At 67.7% G+C, this 13558-nt stretch carries 6 protein-coding genes; 2 read left to right on the top strand and 4 right to left on the bottom strand.

From position 1 onward, the window contains the following. Positions 1 to 124: 124 nt before the first annotated feature. On the top strand, positions 125 to 283 hold the full coding sequence (locus AB0B25_RS00175) for a hypothetical protein (protein WP_357069172.1): 159 nt from the start codon (positions 125 to 127) through the stop codon (positions 281 to 283). Positions 284 to 378: 95 nt separating this feature from the next. Here AB0B25_RS00175 and AB0B25_RS00180 read toward each other — a convergent pair whose 3' ends face one another. Then, a complete protein-coding gene (locus AB0B25_RS00180; RefSeq protein WP_357172369.1) occupies positions 379 to 3735 on the bottom strand; it encodes an arabinosyltransferase domain-containing protein in 3357 nt (1118 codons plus the stop codon). A gap of 331 nt (positions 3736 to 4066) precedes the next feature. On the opposite strand from AB0B25_RS00180, the gene AB0B25_RS00185 reads away from it, so the two are divergent. Continuing rightward, positions 4067 to 4564 carry a peptidylprolyl isomerase gene (locus tag AB0B25_RS00185; protein WP_357172371.1) on the top strand — a complete coding sequence of 166 codons (498 nt, stop codon included), beginning with the start codon at positions 4067 to 4069 and terminating at the stop codon, positions 4562 to 4564. A gap of 70 nt (positions 4565 to 4634) precedes the next feature. Here the strand turns inward: AB0B25_RS00185 and AB0B25_RS00190 are convergent, their stop codons facing one another. The 3 genes from AB0B25_RS00190 to fadD32 all read right to left on the bottom strand — a co-directional run bounded on the left by AB0B25_RS00190 (position 4635) and on the right by fadD32 (position 13499). Further along, positions 4635 to 6179: an acyl-CoA carboxylase subunit beta gene (locus AB0B25_RS00190; RefSeq protein WP_357172374.1), complete on the bottom strand. Its 1545-nt coding sequence runs from the start codon at positions 6177 to 6179 to the stop codon at positions 4635 to 4637. Further along, positions 6176 to 11476 (bottom strand): polyketide synthase Pks13, encoded by a 5301-nt coding sequence (gene pks13, locus AB0B25_RS00195; protein ID WP_357172376.1) that lies wholly within the window; start codon positions 11474 to 11476, stop codon positions 6176 to 6178. The genes AB0B25_RS00190 and pks13 overlap by 4 nt, the downstream gene beginning before the upstream one ends. A 106-nt stretch (positions 11477 to 11582) precedes the next feature. Beyond that, positions 11583 to 13499: a long-chain-fatty-acid--AMP ligase FadD32 gene (gene fadD32, locus AB0B25_RS00200; protein WP_357172379.1), complete on the bottom strand. Its 1917-nt coding sequence runs from the start codon at positions 13497 to 13499 to the stop codon at positions 11583 to 11585. Positions 13500 to 13558: the final 59 nt, after the last annotated feature.

Below are 13558 nucleotides of genomic sequence, written 5' to 3' on the forward strand. Positions count from 1 at the left end.
TTCCAGTCTCAACGTCCAAACCGGACCCGCAACCCAAACCGGTTGTACGGTATGCAAAACATGCTCCCACCTGTGGTGATGGGGATCCGAGACGAACCTGGTTCGTGGATTTAATCTGAATTCCATGACGACGGCATTCGATGATATGGATCTGCGCGATCTTGTCGGACTGCTCAACGACGAGGAACAGCGAGAGCTGCGGCCAGCGGTGCTGCGTGTGCTCGGCCGCCTCCCGTCGCAAGAGGTGCTCCGGCGCGAACTCGGTCTTCGATTGAAGGTCTGAACGCCCGGTTTCGCACCGGTAAACAAGCGAGAAGGGCCGCCGCGCAGGGTTTTTGCTTGCGCGGCGGCCCTGTATCCGGGGTCTGGCCGAACCGGTCAGAACGCTCGCAGCTGTCCTGGCGACCACAGACCCGACCTGGTCACCGTGCCGGTGTCCAGCTTCGCCGGGACCGCACTGCGGTCGTACTGGTCGTAGCGCTCCAGCGAACCCCAGTCGCGCGCCCAGTCGTTCTTCAGGTAGGTCGGCACGGTGGTCGACTTCGCCAGCATCTGCGCGAAGCCGAGTGGACCACCGAATTCCTCGGCCTGCCACGTGTTGGTCGAGCTGATGGCCAGCGGGCGGTCCGGCAGGATGCGGTAGCCGGGCACCTCGGCCACGCCGTTCTTGTGGTCGAACGGCCGCTGGCACGGGAACTGCAGACCGACCGCCCAGTCCAGCAGGATCGGCTGCTGGGAACCGAGCAGGCTGTTGAGCGACTGCAACGTCGGCATCCGCGGCGGGGTGAACGCCAGCCACTGGTCACCGATCAGGATCGGGTCGTTGGCGACGATGCGTACCGCGTCGGCGTCCGGCGCGATCTCGTCCAGCGGCACCCGAAGGTTGCGCCAGGACGGGAACGGGCCGATGTCCCGCGGCAGATAGGTGCCCAGCTTCTGCACGCTGCCGTCGGGCAGGTGCTTGCCGTAATCCACGGTGAGCGACTGACCGTACTTCATCGAGCCGGTGTCATCGAAGGACATGATGCGACCCGCGGCCGAGATCACCACCAGCGGTTTGTCCGCCGAACGCGCAGGCAGTTGGTACCAGCTGGAGGTGACATTCGCGGGCTGCTGCACGCCGTTCTGGTAGCTGCCGAGGATCGGCGTCTCCGCCGGGTCGAGACCGAACGGCAGGGCGACGGTGCTGCCGTTGACGCCGCGCGCGCCCTGGCCTCCTCCGGTACCGGCGCTCTGCCCCTCGGCGAAGGCGGCGCCGACCGACTGGGTAGAGGTGTTGCCGGTGCCCGGCTTCACCTCGACGCTGTCGGCGGACAGATCGTTCGGCACGCCGTTCGGGTCGAAGCCGACCGCATCGACTCCGGCCAGCGGGTCGGCCGGATCGGTCGGCGGATGCGCCGGATCGATGATCGGCGCCAGCCTGCCGCCGTTCGGGTCCGGTTCCACCAGAACGTCATTGGCCAGTCCGCAGATGCTGCCGCCGAGCGCGTCGAAGTTCGAGCGGGCGAGCGAGTACGCCGGATACTGCGCGACCGCGCCCTTGACCAGGGACAGCACCTCCAGCGCGACCATCAACGCGGCCACGACGGTCAACGGGATCGCGGCGAACTTTCGAATTCGCTGACCGCGCGGCGACTTCGGTGACGGCTGTGGCTTGATGTAGTCCTCGCGCAGCGTGGACCAGGCCACCAATGCCAACGCCAGTCCGAACAGGATCAGCATCAGGGTGTTCGACTGGTAGCCGTGCAGCGAGATGCGCTTGTCGAACCATGGCACACCAAAGCTGGACACGTACCAGTAGCCGTTGATACCGGAGAACGCGATGGCGAGCACGAACAGCAACCCGGCGAGGAAGATCGCTCGGTTCTTCCGCGCCCGCAGCGCACTCGCCGACACCGCGACCGCGGTGACCGCCGCCAGCGACCCCGCGATGCCCGCGTAGGCGCCGAAATGGTGAGTCCATTTCGTCGGGTTGAACATCATGAAGAAGATGGTGCCGAAGACCACGCCCATCAGACGCCAGGTCGGCCCGCTCGCGATGCCGGGCACCCGCCTGCGGCGCAGCAGCACCAGCATGGTGGTGAACAGGCACAGCAGCATCACCAGGAAAGCGAAACGGCGCGAGAGCGAACCGTCGACGGTCTCCACGAACAGGTAGTAATAGCGCAGGTAGTCCTCGTACCAGGCCAGGTTGGGCCCGGTCACCTGGCGCACCCGGTTGGCCTCCTGGATACCGGCGAACGTCTGGTCGGTGTAGACCGTCGTCAACACGAGGAAACCCGCCGCCGCGATCGGCGCGAGCAGCGGCAATGTCGAGCCCCATCGCCCGACGCCTTCGGCGGCGAACCGCCGGTGCTTGCGCACCACGATGCGTACCAGCGGGCGGATGCCGGCGAGCAGCGCGGCCACACACATGAGGCCCGTCGGCGCCGCCGCGAGGGTGAACGCCGCGACCAGGATGGCGATGGCGGCAGGCAGCAGGCGGCCGGTAGCGATGGCTCGCTCGATCGACACCCAGGTCAGCAGCGCGCCGAGCGCGACGATCGGCTCCGAACGCAGACCGTTGTCGAACGGCAGCCAGAACGCCAGGAACACCAGGCCGCCGGTCCACAGCGCCACCTTGTTGTTGCGCACACCGCGGCCCAGGCGCGGCACGACCTCGCGGCTGATCACCATCCAGCACAGGATCGCGCAGGCCAACGCGGGCACCCGCACCCACGGGCTCGCCGTGGAGATCTCCGCGAAGACCTGGATCACGTAGTAGTACCAGCCGAACGGCGCCTCCGGCACGCCGTACCAGCGGAAGTAGTTGGCCATGTATCCCGCGTGCGGCGCGACCCGCACCATGCTGAGGATGTAGCCGTCGTCGGAGGTGTTCGCGCCCGCGAAGTGCCACAGCACCAAGGTGCCGATCACCGCACCGTCCGCCCAGGTCGGCTTCAGCCAGTTCGCCGGGAGGAACCGACGGTGCCCGCGCCCGTCATCGCTGTCCAGCCGGGCCAGCGCCGCCAGCGCGACCAGCGTGCACAGCACCGCCGCGATCATCGCGATCAGCTTGATCGCGGTCGGACTGGAGGAGAAACGGGTGTCCACCGTCATGTGGAACGCCAACCCGGCGGGCGCCGCGCCCTTGAGGTCGGAGAACACGCCGACCACCTGGGGTCGCAGATCGCCGCTCAGCTGACCTTCCACCGGCACCGTGACCGTCTCGGTGGCCCCGCCCGCGCCCGGCCGCTCGACCTGCCTGGTCAGTCCGTTGAACACCGCCGCGGTACGGTCGGCATCCGAGCTGATGGTCAGCGACGTGCACGCGCCCATCCGGTCCCGGTCCGCCGACACCACGACCGCGTTGCGGTCGACCACGTCCACCGAGTTGCCCGCGACCCGGACGAACAACGCTTCCAGCGCGGCCCGGTCACCCTGCGGCGGCGCGGTGGCCAGCAGCATGCCGCCCCGCTCCGGCAGTTGTGCGATCGTGGCGCACGGAATCGTCGCGTTCAGATCGATCGGGACCTGCGCCATCAGCGGCGCCTCGACATTGCCGAGCGTTCCGCTCTGCGGCCAGTTCAGCACCGCGGTCGTCTGCGCGACCGGTAAAAACGGTGTCGCCAGAGCGAACAACGCGCCGAGCGCCCCGGCGACCAGCGCGATTATTCGCGCAGTGCGGAAGTCGCTCGGTGTGACCGCTGGAACGGCGGGTGGTTTTGTCAAGACAGCAGTGGCGGCGTCGGGCACGGTTCGCAATGCTATCTGGCTCCTGCGCCTCTCCGCGTTTCATGCCGGTCTTCGGTGCCTCGAACATCGCGTCACGGGCTGGCGGTCGAGTGCCGGGCGGGCTCTGGAGGTGCCCGACGAGATGCCCATCTGCTGACGAAATCTCTTGTCTGTGTCGGTGGTACGCCGACCGGAGAAGTTCCGTGGGCTCAGCGTGTTGGCCGCAGGGTATTCGGAGCCGATTCTCAGGAATGTGCGCGACGAGCCAGAACACGGCACTTCGCGGACGCCAGGGGGCGACACAGGACCCCGCACTGCGAACCGACCGAGACCACGATGGAAAGGTGGGGGTATGACCAAGGTGAATCTCTCGACAAACTACGGACCGATCGTCCTCGAACTGAACGAGGAGAAGGCGCCCGCCTCGGTGCGCAACTTCGTGGACTACGTGAACGCAGGCCACTACAACGGCACGATCTTCCACCGCGTCATTCCCGGCTTCATGATTCAAGGCGGCGGCTTCGAGCCCGGCCTGCGCCAGAAGGGCACCAAGGACCCGATCCAGAACGAGGCGAACAACGGCCTGAAGAACACCAAGTACACCGTCGCGATGGCTCGCACCAACGACCCGCACTCGGCCACCGCGCAGTTCTTCATCAATGTCTCCGACAACGACTTCCTCAACCACTCCGCCCCCACCCCGGCGGGCTGGGGCTACACCGTCTTCGGCGCGGTGACCGAGGGCACCGAAGTGGTCGACAAGATCGCCGCCGTCGCCACCTCCTCGGCGGGCATGCATCAGGACGTCCCGGTGGACGACGTCGTCATCGAATCCGCCAGCATCAGCTGATTTCGCCACACCGGACACGAATCGGGCCGTGCCGCCAAGGGGTGCCGGCCCGATTCGTGTTCCTCCGACGCTACAACGGCAGCAGATGGTGCTTGCGCGGGTTGCGAGCGACGCTCTTGCCCCGCAACAGCTGTAGCGCGCGACGTAGCTCCAGGCGGGTGGTCGACGGCTCGATGACCGCGTCGACGTATCCCCGCTCCGCGGCCACCCACGGCGTTGCGATGGTGGCGTTGTAGAAGTCGATCATCTGCTGGCGAATCGCCGCACGCTGGTCCTCCGGCGCCGCCTCGATCTGCTTGCCGCCGATCAGGCTGACCGCGCTCTCGGCGCCCATCACCGCGATGCGCGCGGTGGGCCAGGCCAGGTTCACGTCGGCGCCCAGTTGCTTGGAACCCATCACGGCATAGCCGCCGCCGTAGGACTTGCGGATCACCACGGTCACCTTCGGCACCGTGGCCTCGACGTAGGAGAACAGGAACCGGCCGCCACGCTTGATGACGCCGATCTTCTCCTGCTCGACACCGGGCAGGAAGCCGGGCGTATCGACGACGAACACCAGCGGGATCTCGAACGCGTCGCACAGTCGCACGAAGTGCGCCGCCTTGTCCGACGCCCGCGCGTCCAGCGCACCCGCGTAGACCATCGGCTGGTTGGCCACCACACCGACACTGCGCCCGTCGACGCGAGCGAACCCGGTAATGATGTTGCGGCCCGCGGACGCGCCGACCTCGTGGAACGCGCCGTCGTCGAACAGCCGCAACAGGATGTCGTGCATGTCGTATCCGGCGTTGTCGGAGTTCGGGACGATCGAATTCAGCTCCAGGTCGCTGTCGGTGATCTCCGGCTCGATACCGGGGTTCACGATCGGCGCCAACTCTTGGCAGCTGGTGGGCAGGAAGCTGAGGTACTCCCGGACCCACTCGAACGCGGAGGCCTCGTCTTTGGCGACGTGATGGATGTTGCCGTACTCGGCCTGGCTGCGCGCGCCGCCGAGTTCCTCCAGGCTCACGTCCTCGCCGGTGACCTCACGGATCACCTTGGGCCCGGTGACGAACATGTACGCCTCTTCGGTCGCCACCACCACGTCGGTGTTGATCGGGGCGTATACGGCGCCACCAGCGCACTTACCGAGGATCATCGAGATCTGCGGGACCAGACCCGACAGTGGCTCCTGACGCCGCCCGAGTTCGGCGTACCACGCCAGCGAGGTCACCGCCTCCTGCACGCGGGCCCCGCCGGAGTCGTTGATGCCGACCACCGGACAGCCGACCTTGGCCGCGTACTCCAGCATCCCGGCCACCTTGCGGCCGAACATCTCGCCGACCGAACCACCGTAGACGGTCTGATCATGTGAGAACACCGCCACCGGCCTGCCTTCGACCAGGCCATGGCCGGTAACCACACCATCGCCGTACAGCGCGGCGGGATCGCCCGGTTTGCGCACCAGCGCACCGATCTCCACGAAAGTGCCCGGATCGAGCAGCATGTTGATCCGGTCGCGAGCGCTGGGAATTCCCTTCTTCGCCCGCTTGGCCACCCCCGCCGCACCCGCCGGTTCCTGCGCTAATTCCAGTCGCTTTCGCAGGTCGGCAAGTTTTTCGGCAGTCGTGCTCACTTGGCCCCTTTCGCCTCGAGCGCGACGAGCTTCGCGGTCAGGTCGGCCCCGATCTTCCCGATCCGCGGTTCGTCGATGATCTGCAGGTGATCGCCCGGCACGCGGATGATCTCCAGGTTCGTCAGGTAGTCGTCCCAGCCGCCATTGGGCACTCGGTCGGCGAATCGAGGCTCGAGCTCGATCATGCCGTCGTGGTAGCGGTCGGCGAGGTAGAGCACGACGTCGCCGTCGTAGTGGGACGGCTGGGTCCTGGCGAGGTGGCGGCTGTCGATCCACGAGGTGCGCTGGTGCTCGAGCACACCGCCCGGGATCTTCGCGCCACTGATCTTGATCAGATCGCTGATCATCTTGAACTGCTCGTCGTCGGACGCTGCCGCCAGCGACTCCAACTGCTCGCGGTCCAACTCGCCCTCGACACCGTAGGTCCGCTTCGCGAAGTCCTGGTAGCGCTCGATCCGGCGCACCCGCTCAGCAGGGCTGTTGTCCTCCCCCTCGGTCGGGATGGCCAGGTCGATCAGGCCCACCAGCCGAACGTCCGCGCCTTCCGCACGCAGCAACTGCGCGACCTGAAGGGCCAGCACCGCGCCCAGCGACCAGCCGTAGAGCACATACGGCCCCGCACCCTGGATCTTGCGCAGTTCCGGCAGGTACTGCCGGGCGCGCTCCTCCATGGAGCCCTCGACCCGCTCGAGGCCGTACATCGGCGTGCCCTCCGGCAACCGCTTGAGCAACGGCTCGTAGACCAGCGTGTTGCCGCCCGAAGGATGGAACACGAACACCGGCGCCGCGGTCGAGCCGTCCGGCCGGGGACGCAGCGGGCGGACGAACCCGTCCACGTCGGCGCCGCTGTTCTGCAACTCGCGAACGATGTCGGCAAGTTGCTCGATGGTCTCGCAGTCGAGCACGTCATCGACGGTGATCTCGGCCTTGACCCGTTCGGTCAGCCGCGCCGCCATCTTCTCGGCGGTGTCCTCATCGAGGATCGGCAGCGTGTTGAAGATGCCCCCGGCCGACTTACCGGTCACCACCGCCCAGGTGGCGAAGGTCAGGCGTTCGGCGGCATCGCGCGGCGGAACGTCGTCTTCGTCAGCGGCCTGCCCGCCGCCGAAGACCGCGGCCGCAGCGGCCGGGACCACCGCCACCGCGGGGGCCGGCTCGGCGACCCGCTCGCCGGCCGCAGCCGAGTCGGCTTCGGACGCAGCTGTGTCCGGCGTTGTGATGGCGGCATCCGAAACCGCGGCAGCTGTGTCCGGCGTGGCGGCGGGCGCACCCGACACCAAAGCCACCGGGTCCGCGCCAGTAGCGAGCGCCGCCCTGGCAGCGGTCAGAAGGTCGCCGTCCACGGTCAGTTCGCCCGAGCCGCCGGCCGCCTTGTCGGCGGCCTGCTTATCCGCCATCGCCTGCACCTCGTCGCGGTGCTCGATGGCGTAGCGGAGCACCTTGCCGACCTCGTGCAGACTCGCGTCTCGGACAGCCTGGATCTGCAGTTGCGGAATATCGAACTCGTACTCGACTCGGTTCTTGATGCGCATGGCCATCAGCGAATCCAGGCCGAGTTCCATCAGCGGGATCTCCATCGGGAGGTCCTCGACCGCATAGCCCATGGACTCCGCGACGATCAGCGCGAGCCGCTCCTCCACGGTCTGGGCGCCGTTCGGGTCCCATCGCTCCCCGAAGGTCTCCACGACCTCGATATCGGCGTCACTCTGCTCGGTCGCGGCAGCGACCGAGACCGATTCGGCCACAGGAGTTTCCGAGGGCATCGACTGGCTCGCGGTCACCACCGCGTCGAGCACCAGCCGGAAAGCGGCGTCTTCCTTGGCGTGCACCTGCACCGAGGCGCCGCCGGGGTGCGGGGTAAGGGTCGTGGTGAGCGTGCCCGCGGCCGGAATCGCCCCGTGCGGGATCGAGGCGCCCAGCGCAACATCGTTGAGCACCTGTGCCGCAGCGGAGGTCACCAGTGCAGACAGGTCGGTGACGGCGGACGTCGATACCTCCCAGACGTGTCTACCGTCGGGCAGCGCCACGTGCGCGCCGGGGACCCGACTGTTGCCGCCGGCCGACATCGTGGCCTTCGGCCAGTACTCCTTGCGCAGGAACGTGGTTCGTGGCAGATCCGCGTACTCACCGGTGCCAAGCAGCGAGAGCAGATCCACCTGGTGCCCGTACACATAGAGCTGGGCGAGCGCGGCGACGATACCCGCGGACTCATCCTCCTTGCGCTTGAGGGTCGCGATGAGTTGCGCGTCGTGCACGCCTGCCGCGAAGGTGGTACCCAGCACCTGCATCAGCGCAACGGAATTCGGCGACAGCTCCAGGAATGTGGTGTGCCCGGTGTCCACCGCGAGCTTCACCGCGTTGGTGAAGTACACGCTGTGGCGCATGTTCTTGACCCAGTAGTCCTCGTCGTGGATCGGGTCGTGGCCGGGACGGAAGTACCGCTCCTGGTGCACGGTCGAGTAGAGACCGGTCTTCAGCGCGGTCGGCTCGATGCCCGCGAGCTCGGCAGCCAGCTCACCCAGCAGCGGATCCATCTGCGAGGTATGGCCCGCACCCCGGGTCTGCAGCACGCGCGCGAACTTGCCAGCGGCTTCGACCTGCGCGACGATCGCCGCGACCTGGTCCTGCGGGCCGCCGATCACGGTGTTGGTCGGCGCCGCGTACACCGCGACCTCGACATCCGGGTAGTCCGGCAGCAGTGCGGCGACATCCTCGGCGCTGTACTCGATCAGCGCCATATTGCGCACGTCGTCGTCGCTGATCATCTGCTCGCCCTCGCCCATCAGGCGAGAACGGGCGCAGATCACGCGGACCGCGTCCTCGAGCGGGAGACCACCGGCAATGTAGGCGCCCGCCACCTCCCCCATCGAATGTCCGACCACCCCCGCCGGCTGCGCACCGTGCGCGCGCAGCAGCGCGGCGAGGCCGATCTGGATGGTGAAGATGCCGACCTGCGAGGTGCCGACGTCGTAGTCCTGGCCGTCGTCCAGGAACATCTCGCGGACGGAGTACCCGGCCTCGTCCTGCACCAGCTCATCGACCTCGTCGACGGCCTTCGCGAAGATCGCGTTCTCCAGGTACAGCTGCTTGCCCATTTTGCGGTGTTGCGCGCCGAAACCGGCGAGCACCCACATCGGGCCCAAAGCGGCCGGGGCATCGGCGGTGGATACGCCCGCGCCCGGCTTGCCCGCCGCGATGGCGCGCAGTCCGGCGATCGCTTCCTCGTGCGACGTGGCGAGCACGACGCCGCGCGAACGCCAGTGGCTGCGCTTGGCGAGCGAACGCGCCACGTCTGCCAATGCAGTCGCGGCGCCTGTCTCGGACTCCAGCCAGTCGGCCAACTCGCCGGCGGCGCGGCGGCGACGCGAGGGCAGATACCCCGATACCGGCAGGATCACCGGCAACGGCGCGGTCCGCTCGGCAGTCCATTCGGCGACGAACGCGGACGTTTCGGCGGCTTGTTCCGCCGCCGCCTCGGCCACGACGGCATCGGCTTCCGCGACCACATCGGTGGTCTCGTCGTCCAACTCGGCCTCGAGGTCGGCGGCGGCAACCGCTGGAGTGGGCTCGGGGGCAGCGGCCTGGGCCGCGCTGGGCACATACTCCTGCAGGACGACGTGCGCGTTGGTGCCACCGAAGCCGAAGCCGGAGATACCGACGGTGGCGGTGCCGCTGTAGCGCGGAAACTCGGTCGGTTCCGCGACGACCTTCAGATGCGCCTGGTCGAACGGGATGTACGGGTTGGGGCCCGCGAAGTGGACGTTCGGCGGCACCAGATTGTGCTGGAACGCCATGACCACCTTGGCCAGGCTGGCGGCACCGGCACCGGACTCCAAGTGGCCGAAGTTGGTCTTCGCGGAACCGAGCAGGGCCGGCTTGTCCGCGTCGCGGCCGCGGCCGACCACCCGGCCGAGTGCGTCGGCCTCGATCGGGTCCCCGAGCAATGTCCCGGTACCGTGCGCCTCGATGTAGTCCACGGTGCTCGGCGCGACGCCCGCGTCCCGGTAGGCCCGGCGCAGCACGTCGGCCTGGGCGTCGGGATTCGGGGCGACCAGGCCGTTGGAGCGGCCGTCATTGTTGACCGCGGAGCCCTTGATGACGGCCAGGATCCGGTCGCCGTCGCGCTCGGCGTCGGCGAGGCGCTTGAGCACGACCAGACCGGCGCCCTCGGAACGCACCATGCCGTCGGCGTCGGCGGAGAACGCCTTGATCCTTCCGTCCTTCGCGACCGCGCCGACCGAGTCGAAGCCGAGTGTGGCCATCGGCGCGAGCAGCATGTTCACCCCGCCCGCCAGCGCGAGATCGGCGTCGCCGTCGCGCAACGCGCGTACCGCCTGATGCACCGCGACGAGCGTGGACGAGCACGCGGTGTCGACGGCGATCGAAGGGCCGCGGAAGTCATAGAAGTAGGAGATGCGGTTGGCGATGATGCCCGACGAGCTACCGGTCAGGCCGTAGGCGGCGGCCGACGCGGGCGCGGACGGGTCGTCCGCGCCGAGCCCGAGCGCGGCGATCAACATGAAGTCGTTGGTGGAGGTGCCGATGAAGACACCGACCGGCTTGCCCTTGAGATCGCTCGCCGGAATTCTGGCGTGTTCCAACGCCTCCCAGGTCAACTCCATCATCAAGCGCTGCTGCGGATCGACCCGCTCGACCTCGATCGGCGACATCGCGAAGAACTCCGCGTCGAAGTTCTTCACCACGTCTTGGTCGAGATAGCCGCCCAGGGTGTTGCCCTCGGCGATCGCCTCGGCCGCCACCGGGTCACTGGCGAACTCAGCCCATCGGCCTTCGGGCAGCGCACGGATCGCGTCGCCGCGTCCGATCAGGAATTCCCAGGTCGATTCCGGCGTCGTGCCCGCGCCGGGCAGCCGGGTCGACATGCCGACGATGGCGATATCGTGCGCCGCGCCCGGCGGGTAGCCCGCGGTATAGAAGGCGTCGTCGGAGGATTCCGCCGGCGCCTCCGGCTCGCCGTTGATGATCCGCTCGGCGAGCGAGGCGATCGTCGGATGCTGGTAGGCGACGGTGGCCGTCAGCATCACGCCGGTCAGTTCCTCGATGTCACCGGACAAGGCGATGGCGTCGCGCGAGGCGAGCCCGAACTCCTCCATCGGCCGGTCCACGGTGATCTGTTCGATCGGCTGTCCGGTTGCCTCGGCTACCCAGCGCCGCAACCACTCGCGCAGCTCCGCCACCGACATGTCGGTGTGCGGGCCGCCTTTCGCCTGCTCGGCGACCGCATCGGCGGGATCGATTTCGGTTGTCTGGTCGGGCGTGCCCTCGTTGTCAGCCATCAATTCCTCAAGCTACCTGTCTGCGTACCGGGCGTACCGTGTATTGACGCTCGGCGTGGGAAGGTCGGCGCCGAGCGTCGGTGGTCGGTCCGAGGCCGCCCTGGCATTACTCTTCCAGTGCATCGGGGAATGCTTGCTGGGTGTAACCACCCCGCAGTGTTCCCTCCAGATAAGCGGCCTTGCAGGCGCGCCGGGCGATCTTGCCGCTGGAGGTGCGCGGAATCGACCCCGCGGGCACCAGCAGGACGTCGCGAACGGTCACGCCGTGGCGCAGCGAGATGGCGGCCCGCACCGCGTCGGCGATGGGCAGTGGGTCGGCCTTGCCCGCGCCCGGCCCCCGCTCTCCGACTATGACCAGCTGCTCGGAGGCATCGTCGGCGTCGAACTTCAGACCGGAGTGGCTGCCCTGCTCGAACACCTCGGCCGGGAGTTGATTGGCCGGCACCGAGAACGCGGCAACGAAGCCGGGGCGCAGCGCCTTGCTCGCCTCCTGTGCGGAGAACTCCAGGTCCTGTGGGTAGTGGTTACGGCCGTCCACGATGACCAAGTCCTTGACGCGCCCGGTGATGTAGAGCTCACCTTCGAAGTACACGCCATAGTCACCGGTGCGCATCCAGTTCGCGTCCGCCTCGGCGCCCTCGGCGTGGCTGCCCTCGGCCAGCCGATGGGTGACCTTGTTCTGGAACGTCGCCGCGGTCTCGTCGGGACGACCCCAGTATCCGATGCCCATGTTGTTGCCGTGCAGCCAGATCTCGCCGACCCGACCGTCGGGCAGTTCGTGGCCGCCGCCGTCGGAGTCGACCGTCTCCGGATCGACGATCGTCGCCCACTGCGAGAGCGCGATGTAGCCGCAGGATACCTGCGCGATCGCGTTCTCCGTGGTCGGCTCGACCCGCACCATGCGACCCGCGTTGAGCTCTGTGCGGTCGACGTAGGTGACCTTCGCTTCGTCCTCGGCCTTGGTGGCGGAGACGAACAACGTCGCCTCGGCCATGCCGTAGCACGGTTTGATAGCGGTCTTGGGCAGGCCGTATGGCGCGAACGCGTCGTTGAACTTCTTCATCGACGACGTCGTGACCGGCTCGCTGCCATTGATCAGGCCGATGACATTGGACAGATCCAGCGACTCGCCGTTCTTCGGCAGACCGCGCGTGGCCGCGTGCTCGAACGCGAAATTCGGTGCGGCGGCGAAAGTTCCGGCGCCATCGGAAGCGGCGGCCAGCTCCTTGATCCAGCGGTACGGGCGGCGCACGAACGCGCTCGGCGACATGATGGTGATGTACTTGCCACCCACCGCGGGCAGGATCACCGTCAGCAGGCCCATATCGTGGAACAGCGGCAGCCAGGTGACGCCGCGCGAGTTCCAGTCCAGGTTGATCGCCTCGACCATCTGCAGCAGGTTGGTCCCGACCGCACGATGGGTGATCTCGACGCCGGCGGGAACCCGGGTGGAGCCCGAGGTGTACTGGAGATAGGCGATGTCGTCGATCGCGATATCCGGGCGCACCCAGCTCTCGCCGACGCTGTCGGGGATCGCGTCCACCGCGATGATGCGCGGGCGCGCCGCGGCGGGCAGCGACCGGAAGAACTGCCGGACCCCGGCCGCCGAGGAGCTGGCGGTCAGGATGGCCGAAGGTTCACAGTCGCCGAGCACCGCGTGCAGGCGGTCGGTATGGCCCGGCTCGTCCGGGTCGAACAGCGGGACCGAGATGGTTCCGGCGTAGATCGCGGCGAAGAAGGAGATCACGTAGTCCAGGCCCTGCGGTGCGAGGATCGCGACCCGGTCACCCGGATTGGTCACCTGCTGCAATCGAGCGGCCACCGCGCGCAGCCGAATACCGAACTCACGCCACGTCAGCTCCAGCGCCTCGCCATCACGCTCACGCGAGTAATCGATGTAGCGGTACGCGAGGGTGTTCGCGTCGTTCCGGGTGTGCTTCTCGACGTGATCCACCAGGGTGTGATCCTCGGGAATTCGGATGTTCCCGGTTTCGTCCAGGTAGTCGTCGAAAGTCTCTTCCATTCCTTCTTCTCCTCCGAGGCACACGCAGCAAGACGGCGACATCGCCGCTGTTACCTGTG

The organism is Nocardia sp. NPDC049190, assembly GCF_040648115.1.
Classification (GTDB): domain Bacteria; phylum Actinomycetota; class Actinomycetes; order Mycobacteriales; family Mycobacteriaceae; genus Nocardia.